Below are 15,190 nucleotides of genomic sequence, written 5' to 3'. Positions count from 1 at the left end.
GTCACTGCTCGTCGCCGGGGTCGTCGTCCGGCGGCGGGTCGGGCAGCCGCCACCCGGCGACCAGCAACGGCAGCACGTAGTGCGTGAGCCACACCGCGATGAGGCCGAGAGCGATGGCGGCCCCCGGCACCCGGGCCGCGGGGCCGTCTCCCCACATCGCGGCGAGGACCAGGGCCGTGACGACCGTGAGGATCAGCCGCATCAGCGTGTTGGCCACCGTGTAGGCGCGCAGCCGTTCCGCGATCTGCCGTTCGTCCAGGCGGCGCTCCGGCAGCGAGGCCAGTCCGCGCGTGGCGGCGTTCAGCGCGGTCACCGAGGGCAGGTAGCACACGAGCGCGATGGTCAGCAGCACGAAGTTGACCGTCACGGCCGTGTCGCTCGGCGCGATGTACCAGGACACGATGGCGTCGGCCCATATCACCAGCAGGCCGGTCGCGCCCACGGCGACGAGCAGGCGGCGCCGGGCGCGGGTGCGGTACAGCGGCACGAACATCGGGTGTTCCATGCTGCGGGCGGCGTGCGCGTGCCATCTTTCGCCCCAGTTCACGATGTGCTCCCGAGTTTGGGGAACGGCTTGAGGGAGAAGACGACCTCCACGGGCACCTCGAAGAACTCGGCGATCCGCAGGGCCAGGTGAAGGCTCGGGCTGTACTCGCCGCGCTCCAGGTAGCCCACCGTCTGGTAGTGCACCCCGAGCGCGGCCGCCAGATCCCGGCGCGAGACGCCGCGGTCGGCCCTCAGCACCGCGATGCGGTTGAACACCGGCTCCTCGGCCACGTCTCACCTCCGTCGGGCCTGCGAGTCCGCTCACCGTCCACGGACCCGGCGCAGCAACCAGGGGGCTAGAACCATACCGCCGACGGCCCACGCGCCCAGAACGGCCGCGGCCCGGCCGAGCGGCCAGCTGTTCCCGAGCTCGGCCGGGAGGACGGAGTCGGGCAGGAACACCGCGCGCAGTCCGAGGCCCTGCCAGTAGAGCGGGAAGACCTGGGCGATGCCGCGCACTATGCCGGGCATCATCTCCAGCGGGACCATCACCCCGGAGATGAGCATCAGGAGCATCGTCGGCAGGGCGAGCATGGCCGCGGCCGCCTTCGGGCCGGACACCAGGGTGCCGATGGCCGCGCCGATGGGGACGACGGCCAGCGTGCCGAGCACCAGGACCCAGACGAGCGTCAGCCACCGCCCGGGTGTCGGCGGCGTGGCCGCCCCGCCGAGCGGCACGGCCGCCACCAGGACGAGCGCGGCGTTGAGCCCGATCGTGAGCAGCGTCGTGACGGCCCGCCCGGTCAGGTAGACCCGGATGCCTCCCGGCAGCGTCCGGGCGCGCATCAGCGTGCCCTCCTCGCGATCGGCGGCGATCAGCATGGGCAGCCCCATCAGCCCGGTCGAGAACGCCGCGAACGCCAGGAACCCCGGCGTCATGAACGCCGCCATCGACACGGGCGTGCCCGGCACGTTGTTGCCGCCGATGAACAGGATGAGCACCACGTAGGTGCCGACGGTCCCGACAACGGCGTTCAGCAGTTCCTTGCGGTCGCTCCAGAGGTTGAGCTGCTCGGTCCAGCCCCGCCGCAGCCCCAGAATGGTCGCGTTCATCGTGCCCCTCCCACGGTCGCCGTCTCGCGCGTTCCCCGCGCCTCCTCGATGAGATCCAGGTAGCTCTCCTCCAGGGTCGGCCGCCTGATCTCCAGCCCGGGGACCGGGCCGCCGTACCGCTGGTGCAGTTCCCAGGCCACCCCGGAGGGATCGGCGGTCTCCAGCTCGCCGTCCGCCCAGCGGACCAGCGACGGCGCCTGTACGGCGTGCGCCAGCTCGGCGGGGCTGCCGCAGGTGACCACCCGCCCGGCGACGAGCACGGCGATCCGCCCCGACAGCCGCTCGGCCTCGGCCAGGTCGTGCGTGGTGAGCAGCACGGTCAGGCCGTCCTCGCCGGCCAGCCGCTCGATCAGCTGGTGGAACTCCCGCCGGGCCTCGGGGTCGAACCCGGTCGTGGGCTCGTCGAGGAACAGCACGTCGGGGCGGCCGACGATGCCGAGCGCGATGTCGAGCCTGCGGCGCTGGCCCCCGGACAGCACCCCGGCCCGGTTGCGCGCCGCCTCGGTCAGGCCGAGCGCGGCGAGCAGCTCGTCGACGTCGTGGGGATCGTCGTAGTGCGCCGCGACGTGCGCGAGCAGGTCGCGCACCCGCCAGCGGGGGTGGTCGCGCCACGACTGCATGACCACGCCGAGCCGTGCCCGCCAGGCGTCCCCGGCGTGCGCCGGGTTCTCGCCGAGCACCTCGACCTCGCCGGACCAGCCCGTACGGAACCCTTCCAGGATCTCGACCAGGGTGGTCTTGCCGGCGCCGTTGGGCCCCAGCAGCGTGAACACCTCGCCCCTGCGCAGGTCGAGGTCGACGCCGTTCAGGACCTGAACAGGCCCGTACGCCATGCGGAGTCCGCGTACGCGGATGGCGACGTCAGGCATGCGCCCTCCAATGAAGTAGCCGTGCTCTCGAATGTAGTAGATGTACTACATTCGATTCAAGACCTGCTTCATTGGAGGGCGATCAGCGTGATCGGCTCAGGGCGTCCAGAGGGGCTCGGGGATCTCGAAGCCGACCGGCTCACCCCACTGGTTGCGGAAGGACACCTCGTGGGCGGGCCGGCGCGGGGCCACACCCCACCGGCCGGTCGGGTAGCCGAAGGTGACGGTGCAGGCGATCTGCCAGCCCTTGCCCTCGGGCACGCCGAGGATCCGCATGGTCTCCTCGCCGTGGAACAGCCCCAGCACGGTGGTCAGCGCGCTGCCCACCCCGAACGCGCGGGCGGCGAGCTGGGCGCTCCAGACCGAGGGATAGATGGAGCCGCCGCTGGTGTCGTTGCGGGTGAAGGCGAACAGCATCAGGGGATAGGACTCGAAGTGGTCGGCCAGGTGCTGGGCCGACCGCATGACGCTGAGCGTGCGGGTGTCGCCGGTCGCCTCGGCCCGCTCGCGCATCGGCTTGTAGTGCGTCTCGAACAGGACGCCGAGCGCCTGCCGGTAGAGCGGCCCGAGCTGCTCCTTCACCCTGGTGTCGTCCACCAGCAGGAACCGCCAGCTCTGGGTGTTGCCCGGGCTGGGGGCGCGGACGGCGGCGTCCAGGATGCGTTCCTGCACCTCCATCGGGATCGGGTCGGGCTTGACCCGCCGCATGGCGCGGGTCGTGTAGAGGGCTTCGAAAACGTCCATGTGCGGGGGAACTCCTCGATCGTCACAGGGGGGGAACGGGGGTAAACGGGGGGGCAGGGGGCTAAGGGGCAGGGGCGGCGGGCAGGGGCGGCGGGCAGGGGGCGGGAGGCAGGGGGCGGCGGGCAGGGGTCAGGCCGGTACCGCGGGGGAGCCGGTCGGGCCGGAACGGCCGAGGGGGCGGGGCCGGGGTCGAACTGCCGAGAAGGTCGGGCGCTGCGGGAACCGGTCAGGCGAGCACACCGGCGGCGCGCAGGGCCTTCGCCTCGTCGGCGGGCAGGCCCCAGGCGCTCAGGTCGTGCAGCCGGGTGGCCGGGGACAGGTCGCCGCGCGGCGCGCCGACCAGCCGGGGCGCGGGCGCGGCCTGCGGCAGCCCGTCGACCTCCACGAACGTGCCGCGCGCCCGGTTGTGCGGATGCCGTACGGCCTCGCGCGGGTCGAGCACAGGGGACACGCACGCGTCGGACCCTTCGAAGACCGCCTCCCACTCGGCCCGGGTGCGCGACCGGAAGATCTCGGTCAGCCGCTCCCTGATGGCCGGCCAGTTGGCCGGGTCGTCGCGGTCGGGCATGTCCTCCACACCCATCCGGGCGAGCATCTCGGCCCAGAACCGCGGTTCGAGCGGGCCCACGGCGAGATGGCCGCCGTCGGCCGTCTCGTACGTGTCGTACATGGGCGCGCCGGTGTCGAGGAGGTTGGTGCCGCGCGGGCCCCAGTGACCGGAGTGCACCCCGGCGTAGAACATCGAGAACAGCAGCGCCGCGCCGTCGACCATCGCGGCGTCCACCACCCGGCCGCGTCCGGTGCGCTCGCGTTCCAGCAGCGCCAGCAGCACGCCGTACGCCAGCATGAGCCCGCCGCCGGCGAAGTCGCCCAGGATGTTGATCGGCGGGGTGGGCTTCTCGCCCGCGCGGCCCAGCATCGACAGCACCCCGGCGATCGCGATGTAGTCGATGTCGTGCCCCGCCGTGGAGGCGAGCGGGCCGTCCTGTCCCCAGCCGGTCATGCGGCCGTAGACCAGCCGCTCGTTGACCGCGTGGAGGTCGGCGGGCCCGATGCCGAGCCGTTCGGCGACTCCGGGCCGGAACACCTCGATCACCACGTCGGCCCGCTCGGCCAGCCGCTTGAAGGCGGCCACGCCCTCCGGCGACTTCAGGTCGAGGCCGATCGTGCGCTTGCCGCGGTCCATGACGTCGCGGCGCGGGGTGTCGCTCACGGCCTTCACCCGGTCGACGCGCAGCACCTCGGCGCCGTGGTCGGCCAGCATCATCCCGGCGAACGGCCCGGGTGCGAGACCGGCCAGCTCAAGCACCCGGATCCCTGTCAGCGGCCCCCGCGACTCCTCCATCCGAACCCTCCTCGGAGCGGTATCACTTCACGCGCATTAGTAGAACATGTTTCTGTAGGCATGCGAGACTGCGCCCGTGACGTGGAATGTTCTTGCCCTGCCACCGCTCCCGGAGGACGCGGTGCGCGGCCTGCTCGCCGACCTCGACGGCCGCGTCGAGGTGCGCGTCCCCGCCCGCCACGACCGCGCGGCGCTGCTCGACGCACTGCCCGAGGCCGAGATCGTCGTCGGCGACTGGAGCGGGGCCCTGGCCCTCGACGCGGAGGCCGTACGGCTGGCGCCGCGCCTGGCGTTCGTGCAGCAGCCGTCGGTCGGCGTCGACGGGCACGACCTGGAGGCGCTGGCCCGCGCCGGGGTGCCCCTCGCCAACACGGCGGGGGTGAACGCCGCCGCGGTGGCCGAATGGTGCCTGGCCGCCGCGCTGGCGCTGCTGCGCCATCTCGCGGACGGCGACCGGGCCATGCGGGCGGGGGAGTGGCCGCAGTTCGCCTACCAGCGCCGCGAGCTGTCCGGCTGCCGGGTGGGGGTGATCGGTTTCGGGCCGATCGGCGCGGCCTGCGCCCGCATGTTCGGCGCGCTCGGCTGCCGGGTCTCCTACTGGTCGCGCACGCCCAAGCCCGAGACGTACGGCGCGGACTACGCGGATCTCGACACGCTGGTGGCGGGCAGCGACGTGGTCGTCCTGGCCGTGGCGCTCGCGCCCGAGACCGTCGGGCTGATCGACGCGGCGCGGATCGCCCGCATGCCCAGGGGATCGGTGCTGGTCAACGCGGCCAGGGGCGCGGTGGTCGACAACGCGGCGCTGTTGACCGCGCTGGAGTCCGGTCACCTCGCCGGAGCGGCGCTGGACGTGTACGACAGCGAGCCCCCGGCGCCGGACGACCCGTTGCGCTCCTGTCCGCAGGTCCTGCTGTCGCCGCACGCCGCCGGGGTGACGCCCGAGGCGACGACGCGGCTGATCCGGTGCGTGCTCGACAACCTCACCGCCGCGACGGAAGGCCGTCCGGTGGTCAACGTGGTCAACGGCGCCGATCCCCTGGTCCGCCGTCGCGTGCCCGGCGGATGACGAATTCCCCTGTTACGGCAGGGGCGCCGGAGGCGATGAAAAAGAGCAGGATACGATCTACGCCGACGGTGCGCCGCGGGAATTCCAGATAGTTTTCCGGGGCGTAACGTGTCTACTCTGGTCTGCGTTCCCCGCCGGGGATAGCGTGCCAAGAGCCGATCTCTACGATCCATGGGGGTGGTGTCATGCCAGAGCGCACGGCCAGTATGACCGCCCATCAGAAGGCCGTCGAGCAGATCAGGGACTCCTACGCGGCCATACCGGAGGACTCCGCTCCCCGGCTCGCCAAGGCCACGACGAACCTGTTCCGCTTCCGCGCGCCGGCCAAGACGGCGACGCTGTCCGCCCGCGATCTGGACCAGGTCATCCACGTCGACCCGGTGACCATGACCGCCGAGGTCCAGGGCATGACGACGTACGAGAACCTGGTGGACGCGACGCTTCCGTACGGGCTCATGCCCTACGTGGTGCCGCAGCTCAAGACGATCACGCTGGGCGGCGCGGTCACGGGCCTCGGCATCGAGTCGACGAGCTTCAAGGACGGTCTGCCGCACGAGTCGGTCGAGGAACTGGAGATCCTCACCGGCGACGGGCGGATCGTCGTGGCCCGGGCCGACAACGAGCACGCGGACCTGTTCCACGCGTTCCCCAACTCCTACGGCACGCTCGGCTACGCGCTGCGGATCCGCATCAAGCTGGCCAGGGTGAAGCCGTACGTCAAGCTGACGCACATCCGCTTCAGCGACGCCGGCAAGTGCATGCTCGCCATGCAGGAGATCTGCGACAGCCGCGAGCACGACGGCGAGCGGGTCGACTTCGTCGACGGCACGTTCTTCGGCCCGGACGAGCTGTACATCACGGTGGGCTCGTTCTCCGACCGGGCGCCCTACACGTCCGACTACACCGGCATGCGGATCTACTACCAGTCGATCCGCAGCCGCGTCCGCGACTGGCTGACGGTGCGCGACTACCTGTGGCGCTGGGACACCGACTGGTTCTGGTGCTCGCGCGCCTTCGGGGTGCAGCAGCCGCTGGTCCGCTCGCTCCTGCCGCGCCGCTACCTGCGGTCGGACGTCTATCGCAAGCTCGTCGGCCTCGACCAGAGGTACGGCGTGACCGCCCGGATCGACCGCTGGCGGAACAACCCCGTGCACGAGTCGGTCATCCAGGACGTCGAGGTGCCCATCGAACGCGGCGCCGAGTTCCTGGAGGTCTTCCACGACAGGGTCGGTATGACCCCGGTGTGGATGTGCCCGCTCAAGGCGACCGACCGGTGGGCCCTATACCCGCTGGAACCCGGCCGCCTGTACGTGAACTTCGGTTTCTGGGGCATGGTTCCGCTGCCGCGCGGCCAGTACGACGGGTACTACAACCGGCTGATCGAGCGGGCGGTGCATTCGCTCGACGGCCACAAGTCGCTCTACTCCACCTCCTTCTACGAGCGGGAGGAGTTCTGGCGGCTTTACAACGGAGACGCCTACTGGCCGGTCAAGCGCGCCTACGACCCGGGCGGCCGGCTGCTGGACCTCTACGACAAGTGCGTCAGAGGCCGGTAGGCGTCGATACGTCGGGAGAGGTGCAATGACTCTTGCGAAGATCTTCGAGAAGATCGTCGGTCCTGACGCCGGCGTCGAGTTCGTCGCCTATGACGGCAGCAAGGCCGGATCCTCGGGGGCGGACCTCCGCATCGAGGTGAAGTCGCCCGTGGCGGTGGCCTACCTCGCGCAGGCGCCGGGAGAGCTCGGCCTCGCCCGCGCGTACATCTCCGGGCACATCGACGTGCACGGGGACATGTACACCCTGCTCGACCGGATGTGGTCGCTGACCCTGAACGACCTGCCGCTCAGCGAGAAGATCGCCGCGATCCGGTCGCTCGGGATCAAGCCGCTGCTGATGCGCGTCCAGCCGCCGCCGCAGGAGGCGCGGCAGAGCACGCTGGCGAAGCTGGGCAGCCGGCACGCCAAGCAGCGCGACGCCGAGGTGATCCATCACCACTACGACGTCTCCAACCGCTTCTACGAGTGGGTGCTCGGCCCCTCCATGGCGTACACGTGCGCGGTCTTCCCGCGGCCGGACGCGACGCTGGAGGAGGCGCAGTACGCGAAGTTCGACCTGGTCGCCAAGAAGCTCGACCTCAAGCCCGGCATGCGGCTGCTCGACGTCGGCTGCGGCTGGGGCGGCATGGTCATGCACGCGGCCAGGGAGTACGGCGTGAAGGGCCTGGGCGTCACGCTGTCGCGCCAGCAGGCCGAGTGGGCGCAGAAGGCCATCGCGGAGGCCGGGCTGTCCGAGCTCGCCGAGGTCCGCTACATGGACTACCGCGACGTCGCGGAAACCGGTTTCGACCGGGTCAGCTCGATCGGCCTCACCGAGCACATCGGCAAGGACAACCTGCCGTCGTACTTCTCCTTCCTGTACGGCAAGCTCAAGCCGGGCGGGCGCATTCTCAACCACTGCATCACCCGCCCGACCAGCACCGAGAAGACCATCAACAAGGGCGGCTTCATCAACCGCTACGTCTTCCCGGACGGCGAGCTCGAGTCGGTGGGCTACCTGATCCGCCAGATGGAGGACACCGGTTTCGAGGTCCGCCACGAGGAGAACCTGCGCGAGCACTACGCGCTGACGCTGCGCGAGTGGTGCAAGAACCTCGACGCCCACTGGGACGAGGCGGTCGAGGAGGTCGGCCAGGGCACCGCCCGGGTCTGGCGGCTCTACATGGCCGGCTGCGTCGTCGGGTTCGAGCGCAACAAGGTGCAGCTGCACCAGGTGCTCGGCGTCCGGCTCGACGACGAGGGACAGGCACACGTGCCGCTGCGCCCGTCCCTCGACTGGCCGTAAAGAGCTCTAGCGCAACTCGCGCTTGAGGATCTTGCCGGTGGCGGTCATCGGCAGGGACTCGCGGAACTCCACGATCCGCGGGTACTTGTAGGCCGCCATCGTCTCCCGGCACCACGCCACCAGTTCCTCCTCGGTGATCGTGGCGCCGGGCTTGCGGATGACGTACGCCTTGACCTCCTCGCCGTGGGAGTCGTGGGGCACCCCGACGACCGCGGCGAGCGATACCGCGGGGTGGGTCATGAGGACCTCCTCGATCTCCCGCGGATAGACGTTGAAGCCGCCGCGGATGATCATGTCCTTGGCCCGGTCGACGATGAAGTAGTAGCCGTCCTCGTCGCGCCGGGCCACGTCGCCGGTGCGGAACCAGCCGTCCTTCATGACCTGGGCCGTCGCCTCGGGCCGGTTGTAGTAGCCCTTCATGATGTTGTGGCCGCGGATGGCGATCTCGCCGATCTCGTCGGTCGTGTTCCACTCGGCGTCGACCAGCTTCATCTCCACGCCCCAGATCGGCGTGCCGATCGAGCCGGCCTTCGCGGGCCTGCCCGGCTGGTTGAACGAGGCCACGGGCGCGGTCTCCGACAGGCCGTACCCCTCCAGGACGTTCACGCCGAACGTCGCGCTGAAGTCCTTGAGCACCTCGACCGGCAGCGCCGAACCGCCGGAGGCCGCCGTCACCAGCGACGACGGCACCTCGGCCGCGCCGGCGTGCACGGCGGTGAGCATGGCCCAATACATGGTCGGCACACCCGCGAACAGCGTGACCTTCTCCCGGTTCATCAGCGTGAGGGCCTCGACCGGTTCGAAGCGCGGCATCAGCACGAGTGTGGCTGCGCGCAGGAACCCGGCGTTCATCAGCACCGTCTGCCCGAAGGAGTGGAACAGCGGCAGCGCGACGAGATAGGTGTCCTCCCCCTGCCGGGGGAACATGCCTTCGCTGACCATGGCGTTCATGACCATGTTCTGGTGGGTGAGCTCGGCGCCCTTCGGCTGGCCGGTGGTGCCGCTCGTGTAGAGGATCACCGCCGTGTCGTCGGCGGAGGTCTGCACGGTCTCGAACTCGCCGGACACCCCGTCGAGGGCCGCCCACAGCGTCTCGCCGAGCTCGGACTCGGTGGCGAACGGCGTGGCGGGCAGCACGAAGAAGTGCTCGGCGCCCTCGGCGTCGGCGAAGCCGGCCCGGCCCCGCTCGCCCAGCGGCAGCTCCGGCGAACCCTCGAAGCAGAAGAAGGCCTTGGCGTCGGAGTCGTCCAGGTGATAGGCGATCTCCCTGGCCTGCAGCAGCACGTTCAGCGGGACGACGGTCGCGCCCGCCTTGAGGATCCCGTAGTAGACGAACGGGAAGTAGGGCACGTTGGGGCAGGCCAGCGCCACCTTGTCGCCCCTGCCGATGCCGCGCGAGACCAGCAGGTTGGCGACCTGGTTGGCCACGGTGTTCACGAGCGAGTACGGCAGGCGCATGTCGCCGAAGACGACCGCGGTGGCGTCGGGCTTCTCCCGTGCGCTGTCTTCCAGCACGACGGCCAGGTTGAGCATTGCCGCTCCCTCTTCTATCGGACCCCTCGGTCCATACCAACCGGTAGGTACCTCAGCGTAACGGCTCAAGGTCCGGATTTTGAGGGTCTGGTTACAAGGGCGTTCCCGACCCTTGACGATGCCGTGCCCCCGCACAAGAGTGGCGGCATGGACACGGCTGCCGACCTGTCCCGCATCCCGTTCTGGGGCCTGCCCCAGGCCGAGCGGCACGAGGCGTTCCGCCGCCTGCGGGCGCTCGACCACCCCGCCTTCTTCCGCGAGAACAAGATCCCCTTCATCGGTCACGGCGCCGGTTACTACGCGCTGGTGCGGCACGCCGACGTGACCGAGGCCAGCCGCGACCCCGCCGTCTTCAGCAGCGAGCCGACGGCCAACAGCATCCCGGACATGCCCCGCTGGCTGGCGGTCTACTTCGGCTCGATGATCAACATGGACGACCCCCGGCACGCCCGGCTGCGGCGGATCGTCTCGCGGGCGTTCACCCCGCGCATCCTGGCCAAGATGGAGGAGGACCTGAGCCGGGCCGCCCGGGAGATCGTCGGCGCCGCCGTACGGGAGGGGCCGGGCGACTTCGTCACCCAGATCGCCGCCCGGTTACCCGTACGGGTGATCTGCGACATGATGGGCATCCCGGCCGATCATCACGACCGGGTGCTGCGCCGTACGAACACGATCCTGGCCAACGCCGACTCCGAATATTCGGGGGTCGCGGCCGACCCGTCCCGGCCGGACGGCTCCTTCGGCCGCTGGACCACGGCCCGGGGCCTGGCCGCGCTGCTGCGGGCCGGGCACGACCTGAACGCGCTGGCCCGCCGCCTGGCCGCCGAGCGCCGCCGCCGGCCCACCGACGACCTGACCAGCAGGCTCGTGAACGGCGAGGAACGCCTGACCGCCCAGGAGCTCGGCTCGTTCTTCATCCTGCTGGTCGTCGCGGGCAGCGAGACCACGCGCAACGCCATCGCCCACGGGCTCAAACTGCTCACCGACCACCCCGGCCAGCGCGCGCTGCTGCTGGAGGACTTCGACGGGCGCATCGCGGGAGCCGTGGAGGAGATCGTCCGCTACTCCAGCCCCGTCATCCAGTTCCGGCGCACCGTGACCCGGGACCACACGATGAACGGCCACGACTACCGCGCGGGCGACAAGGTCCTGCTGTTCTACAACTCGGCGAACCGCGACGAGACGGTCTTCCGCGACCCCGACGTCTTCGACATCACCCGCAGCCCCAACCCCCACGTCGGTTTCGGCGGCCACGGCCCCCACTACTGCCTCGGTGCCCACCTCGCCCGCCGGGAGATCACCGTGATGTTCCGGGAGCTGTTCGACCGCATGCCCGCCATCCGGTCCGTCGGCGAGCCGTCCTATCTGCTGTCCAACTTCATCAACGGCGTCAAGCACATGAGCTACCGGTTCTGAACGCCGGCCTCAGTGGGCGTACTCGTCGAGGCGCCGGAACATGGCCGCCAGCATCAGCGGGAACATCAGGACGTGGGCGGCGACCATCACGGCCATGCCGTCGATCATGCCCAGCCACAGGAGCGGGAAGAGCGGCACGACCGGGACGAACATCGCGGCGCACATCTCCAGGGTCGGAGCCCAGGAGTGCCCGCGCACCCGCATCCACGCCGCCATGCCGGCCGACATGTCGAACGCCATCAGCAGGTAGGCCGGCTCGGGATCACTGTCGTACGAGGGGTCGAACCCCAGGGCGGACCACAGCAGGCCGAGCGCGAACATCCCGGCGAACATCGCGATGATCATCTCGACGTAGTGGAGGGCGAAACGTCCCCAGCGCCGGATGCCGCTCCGGTTGCCGGTGTGTCCTTCAGGCGTCGTGTCAGTCATGGCCCAACTGTCCGGGCGCCCCGGCGACGCGCCAAGGAGCGGGACGAGAACAGGTCCGAAATCCTGCGCTCCCCGTCCGTCCGGCCCCGTCCGTCCTCCCCCCCCCGCCGGCGCATGGGCGTCTGAGCCGCTGCGGGTGAACGGTCCGGTGTGGCAGACTAGAAACCGAATGTGGTTCTAGTCACTCGGAAGGGCCGGCCCCCACCATGACGACACAGCCCACGGAGCGTACGCCCATCACCTCGGCGGCGGACATCGACCTGAACGACTGGGACTTCTGGGGCCGCCCGGACGAGGAGCGGGAGCACGCGTTCCGGCTGCTGCGCGACCTGGACAAGCCGGCCTTCTTCCCCGAGCCCGAGTTCAGCCTGGGCGGCATCACCGGGCCGGGTTACCACGCGCTCGTCAGGCACGCCGACATCCTGGAGGCCAGCCGCAACCCCGAGGTCTTCTGCTCGGGCGACGGCGGGGCCACCAACATCCCCGACCTGCCGGGGGAGTTCGCCGAATACTTCGGCTCGATGATCAACATGGACGACCCGCGGCACGCGCGCCTGCGGCGGATCGTCTCGCGCGCCTTCACGCCGAGGATGATCAAGCAGTTCGAGTCCGACGTGGACGCCGCCGCCTCGCGCATCGTGGACGAGCTGCTGGAGACCGGCCCCGGCTGTGACTTCGTCACCGAGGTGGCCGCCAAGCTGCCCCTGAAGATCATCTGCGACATGATGGGCATCCCGGAGAAGGACTATCAGTTCGTCTTCGACCGCTCGAACATCGTCCTCGGCGCCACCGACCCCGAATATGTCAGCAAGCGCGAGGACATCGCCCACGCGCTGCTCACCGCGGGGATGGAGCTGCAGCAGCTCGTGCAGGACCTGGCCGCGCTGCGGATGGAGACCCCCACCGACGACCTCACCTCGTCCCTCGTCAACGCCAACATCGACGGGGAGCGGCTGACCGCCCAGGAGCTCGGCTCGTTCTTCATCCTGCTCGTCGTGGCCGGCAACGAGACCACGCGCAACGCCATCTCGCACGGCATGCGGCTGCTCACGCTCAACCCGGACCAGCGCCGGCTGTGGCTGGAGGACTTCGAGGGCCGGGCGCCGCGCGCGATCGAGGAGATCGTCCGGCTGGCCGCGCCGGTCAACTACATGCGCCGCAAGGTCACCCGCGACCACGAGATGAACGGCAACCTCTACCGCAAGGGCGAGAAGGTCCTGCTGTACTACTGGGCGGCCAACCGCGACGAGCGGGTGTTCGACGACCCGCTGCGCTTCGACATCCTGCGCGACCCGAACCCGCACGTCGGATTCGGCGGCCCGGGCCCCCACTTCTGCCTCGGCGCGCACCTGGCCCGCCGCGAGATCACCGCGATGTTCCGCGAGCTGCTGCGGCGGGTCCCGCAGATCGAGGCGGGCGCACCGGAGCGTCTGCTGTCCAGCTTCATCAACGGCATCAAGCACATGCCCTGCGAGTTCTGACCGGCCGGGCTCCGGGCCCGGCCGGCGGTCAGCCGAGGGGCTTGATCGACCGGAAGACCGTGTTGATGTCGGGGAGCAGGTCGTTCTTGAGCTCCGGCACGGCCATGTAGACGATCGTGGGAAGGTCGGCGCCGGTGTTCACGGCCGCGACGACGACCGTGGTGGTCGCGCCGTCGGCGGTCACCTTGTAGGCCGCCGCGAGCCCGGTGAGGTTGTTGCGCGCCAGGCGCTGCTGGGCCACCTTGGCGATCTTGTTGTCCTTGGGGAACTGGGTCTGCCGTGCCCGGTACATCACCGCGTTGATCACCGGGCCCAGATTGTCGGGCGTGGTGTACTTCGCGGCCAGCGACTGCGCCAGCGTGCCCGACATGACCACGGCGAACTCGCGCTTGCCCTTGGTCGTCATGCCGGCCGGCACGTACTGCCTGGTGGTGAAGCCGTACGTCGCCTTGACCTGCGCCGGGTCGGCGTCCGCCTGCCAGGGGCCGCCGAGCTTGGGCAGCGTGACGCGGCCGGCGGTGTCGGTGAGCACACCGTTCACCGGGGAGGCGGTGCCCTTGTAGACGGGCAGCCGTGACGCGGTCTGCGTCTGCGGCTTGGTCGTGGTGGCGGTCTTGGCGGGGGTCGGCTTCGCCGACGTCGAAGCCTCGGCCGCGTCGCCGGAGCTGAGCGGCCCGGCGGCGAACGCCCACACGAGCACCCCGACGAGCGCGGCGACGACCGAGGCCACCAGCGCGTAGAGCCAGACCGGCCGGCCGTCCTCGTCGTCCTCGTACTCGTCGATGGCCTGGTAGTTCTCCCCGAACACCGTGTTCCACAGCTCCTGCTGCCGGTGCGCGGGAGGGGTCTTGGGCCCGCTGATCTGTCCCGCCGTCACGAACGGCCGGTACGGATCCTCCGGCTGGGGCGGGGCCTGCGGCGCGCCGGAGGCGTGCGGCGGGGTGGCGGAGGCGTGCGGAGCGGCCGGGGCGGACTCGGCGTACGAGCGGACCGACGGGGTGAACGGCGCGGACGGCCGGGAGTGGTCAGGGCTCCCGGGCATCGCACCACCGGGCATCTGGCCGCCGGGCATCGCACTCCCCGGCATCGCACTTCCCGGCATGGCGCCGCCGGAGAACTGACCTCCGTACGGGCCGGGCTGCCCCGACCCCTGGCCCTGACCATGCCCCGCGGGCCCCGCGGGACCCGCGGGGCCCTGTGTGCCGTACGCCGGCGAGGGGCCCCCGAATCTCTCGGCGTCCCCGAATCTCTCGGCGTCCCCGAATCTCTCCGCGCTCCCGAATCTCTCCGCGCCACCGAAGCCTTCAGCGCCGCCGAATCTCTCCGTACGGCCGAAGTTCTCCCCGCCGCGGAAGTTCTCCGTGCCTCCGGCGCCCCCCGAGCCGCTGTAGCCGTCCCGGGTGAAGGCGGGGTAGGACCGCTCCGGAGCCGCGCCCGGAAGCGGGCCCCCCGCCATGGTCGCGGTCGCGTCCGCGGGCTGCTGGGGCGTCCCCTCGACGAACGACCTGACGGTCGGGGTGAAGGATGACGAGGACGGAGGTGGCGCCTCGGGCCAGGCAGGCGGGATCTCCGGCCACGACGGCTCCCGCTGGTGTTCGCTGCGGTCCGTGGGCACGGTACCTCCCGAGATCATGCCCGAATTGGGGGTGCCTGGCATGATCTCATGCGAGCCGGGGGCTGCCGCAGCGAAACCGCGGAATGCCTCTCGGAACTGCTCACCTGTGGGGTCGGTGGGCGGGTCCTGCATCGGCAAATCCGCGGGCGGAAATGAGTTGGCCACAGAAGCACAGTAGGGGAATGGACATAAGAGCCCACAACGGAACTATCACCATCGTGTATCGCGCTCTGACACGCGAGGTCAGCCCGC

The 15,190-nt window shown here is 70.5% G+C and carries 14 protein-coding genes; 5 read left to right on the top strand and 9 right to left on the bottom strand.

Features of this window, described 5'->3' with window-relative positions; genetic code table 11:
* Window position 1 precedes the first annotated feature (1 nt).
* The 6 genes from HCK04_RS05585 to HCK04_RS05560 form a co-directional block, all read right to left on the bottom strand.
* Window positions 2-547 (bottom strand): hypothetical protein, encoded by a 546-nt coding sequence (locus HCK04_RS05585; RefSeq protein WP_142645784.1) that lies wholly within the window; start codon window positions 545-547, stop codon window positions 2-4.
* Window positions 544-777: a helix-turn-helix transcriptional regulator gene (locus tag HCK04_RS05580; protein WP_076434397.1), complete on the bottom strand. Its 234-nt coding sequence runs from the start codon at window positions 775-777 to the stop codon at window positions 544-546. The genes HCK04_RS05585 and HCK04_RS05580 overlap by 4 nt, the downstream gene beginning before the upstream one ends.
* Before the next feature lie 30 nt (window positions 778-807).
* The gene (locus HCK04_RS05575; RefSeq protein ID WP_142645783.1) at window positions 808-1,599 is read right to left on the bottom strand and encodes an ABC transporter permease; all 792 of its coding nucleotides are present in this window, start codon (window positions 1,597-1,599) and stop codon (window positions 808-810) included.
* Window positions 1,596-2,468, bottom strand: a complete 873-nt coding sequence (locus tag HCK04_RS05570; protein WP_142645782.1) for an ABC transporter ATP-binding protein — start codon at window positions 2,466-2,468, stop codon at window positions 1,596-1,598. The genes HCK04_RS05575 and HCK04_RS05570 overlap by 4 nt, the downstream gene beginning before the upstream one ends.
* Window positions 2,469-2,564: 96 nt before the next feature.
* The gene (locus HCK04_RS05565; RefSeq protein WP_142645781.1) at window positions 2,565-3,212 is read right to left on the bottom strand and encodes a nitroreductase family protein; all 648 of its coding nucleotides are present in this window, start codon (window positions 3,210-3,212) and stop codon (window positions 2,565-2,567) included.
* Between the two features lie 226 nt (window positions 3,213-3,438).
* A complete protein-coding gene (locus HCK04_RS05560; RefSeq protein ID WP_142645780.1) occupies window positions 3,439-4,557 on the bottom strand; it encodes a CaiB/BaiF CoA-transferase family protein in 1,119 nt (372 codons plus the stop codon).
* A 76-nt stretch (window positions 4,558-4,633) separates the two neighbouring features.
* Between HCK04_RS05560 and HCK04_RS05555 the strand changes: the two genes are divergently transcribed.
* The 3 genes from HCK04_RS05555 (at window position 4,634) to HCK04_RS05545 (ending at window position 8,464) form a co-directional block, all read left to right on the top strand.
* Window positions 4,634-5,623: a 2-hydroxyacid dehydrogenase gene (locus tag HCK04_RS05555; RefSeq protein ID WP_142645779.1), complete on the top strand. Its 990-nt coding sequence runs from the start codon at window positions 4,634-4,636 to the stop codon at window positions 5,621-5,623.
* A 185-nt stretch (window positions 5,624-5,808) separates the two neighbouring features.
* The gene (locus HCK04_RS05550) at window positions 5,809-7,179 is read left to right on the top strand and encodes an FAD-binding oxidoreductase (protein ID WP_142645778.1); all 1,371 of its coding nucleotides are present in this window, start codon (window positions 5,809-5,811) and stop codon (window positions 7,177-7,179) included.
* Window positions 7,180-7,204: 25 nt separating this feature from the next.
* The gene (locus tag HCK04_RS05545) at window positions 7,205-8,464 is read left to right on the top strand and encodes a class I SAM-dependent methyltransferase (RefSeq protein WP_142645777.1); all 1,260 of its coding nucleotides are present in this window, start codon (window positions 7,205-7,207) and stop codon (window positions 8,462-8,464) included.
* A 6-nt stretch (window positions 8,465-8,470) separates the two neighbouring features.
* Here HCK04_RS05545 and HCK04_RS05540 read toward each other — a convergent pair whose 3' ends face one another.
* The gene (locus tag HCK04_RS05540; RefSeq protein WP_142645776.1) at window positions 8,471-9,997 is read right to left on the bottom strand and encodes a long-chain fatty acid--CoA ligase; all 1,527 of its coding nucleotides are present in this window, start codon (window positions 9,995-9,997) and stop codon (window positions 8,471-8,473) included.
* A 147-nt stretch (window positions 9,998-10,144) separates the two neighbouring features.
* Here HCK04_RS05540 and HCK04_RS05535 point away from each other — a divergent pair, with 147 nt between their 5' ends.
* Window positions 10,145-11,413, top strand: coding sequence for a cytochrome P450 (locus HCK04_RS05535; RefSeq protein ID WP_142645775.1), 1,269 nt, complete (start codon window positions 10,145-10,147; stop codon window positions 11,411-11,413).
* A gap of 9 nt (window positions 11,414-11,422) precedes the next feature.
* On the opposite strand, the gene HCK04_RS05530 is transcribed toward HCK04_RS05535, so the two are convergent.
* Window positions 11,423-11,842 carry a hypothetical protein gene (locus tag HCK04_RS05530; protein WP_142645774.1) on the bottom strand — a complete coding sequence of 140 codons (420 nt, stop codon included), beginning with the start codon at window positions 11,840-11,842 and terminating at the stop codon, window positions 11,423-11,425.
* A gap of 206 nt (window positions 11,843-12,048) precedes the next feature.
* On the opposite strand from HCK04_RS05530, the gene HCK04_RS05525 reads away from it, so the two are divergent.
* A complete protein-coding gene (locus tag HCK04_RS05525; protein ID WP_142645773.1) occupies window positions 12,049-13,323 on the top strand; it encodes a cytochrome P450 in 1,275 nt (424 codons plus the stop codon).
* A 28-nt stretch (window positions 13,324-13,351) separates the two neighbouring features.
* On the opposite strand, the gene HCK04_RS05520 is transcribed toward HCK04_RS05525, so the two are convergent.
* Window positions 13,352-14,938, bottom strand: coding sequence for a hypothetical protein (locus HCK04_RS05520; protein ID WP_168065679.1), 1,587 nt, complete (start codon window positions 14,936-14,938; stop codon window positions 13,352-13,354).
* Between the last annotated feature and the right edge of the window lie 252 nt (window positions 14,939-15,190).

The sequence above is a fragment of the Microbispora sp. CL1-1 genome (assembly GCF_012034195.1).
In the GTDB taxonomy this organism is placed as follows: domain Bacteria; phylum Actinomycetota; class Actinomycetes; order Streptosporangiales; family Streptosporangiaceae; genus Microbispora.
This window is presented reverse-complemented; position numbering and strand designations above follow the sequence as displayed.

What these genes read in the sequence shown, in the direction of transcription:
- HCK04_RS05575 (WP_142645783.1), bottom strand. Translation starts at nt 1,599, where the DNA reads ATGAACGCGACCATTCTGGGGCTGCGGCGGGGCTGGACCGAGCAGCTC.
- HCK04_RS05570 (WP_142645782.1), bottom strand. Translation starts at nt 2,468, where the DNA reads ATGCCTGACGTCGCCATCCGCGTACGCGGACTCCGCATGGCGTACGGG.
- HCK04_RS05565 (WP_142645781.1), bottom strand. Translation starts at nt 3,212, where the DNA reads ATGGACGTTTTCGAAGCCCTCTACACGACCCGCGCCATGCGGCGGGTC.
- HCK04_RS05560 (WP_142645780.1), bottom strand. Translation starts at nt 4,557, where the DNA reads ATGGAGGAGTCGCGGGGGCCGCTGACAGGGATCCGGGTGCTTGAGCTG.
- HCK04_RS05550 (WP_142645778.1), top strand. Translation starts at nt 5,809, where the DNA reads ATGCCAGAGCGCACGGCCAGTATGACCGCCCATCAGAAGGCCGTCGAG.
- HCK04_RS05545 (WP_142645777.1), top strand. Translation starts at nt 7,205, where the DNA reads ATGACTCTTGCGAAGATCTTCGAGAAGATCGTCGGTCCTGACGCCGGC.
- HCK04_RS05540 (WP_142645776.1), bottom strand. Translation starts at nt 9,997, where the DNA reads ATGCTCAACCTGGCCGTCGTGCTGGAAGACAGCGCACGGGAGAAGCCC.
- HCK04_RS05535 (WP_142645775.1), top strand. Translation starts at nt 10,145, where the DNA reads ATGGACACGGCTGCCGACCTGTCCCGCATCCCGTTCTGGGGCCTGCCC.
- HCK04_RS05530 (WP_142645774.1), bottom strand. Translation starts at nt 11,842, where the DNA reads ATGACTGACACGACGCCTGAAGGACACACCGGCAACCGGAGCGGCATC.
- HCK04_RS05525 (WP_142645773.1), top strand. Translation starts at nt 12,049, where the DNA reads ATGACGACACAGCCCACGGAGCGTACGCCCATCACCTCGGCGGCGGAC.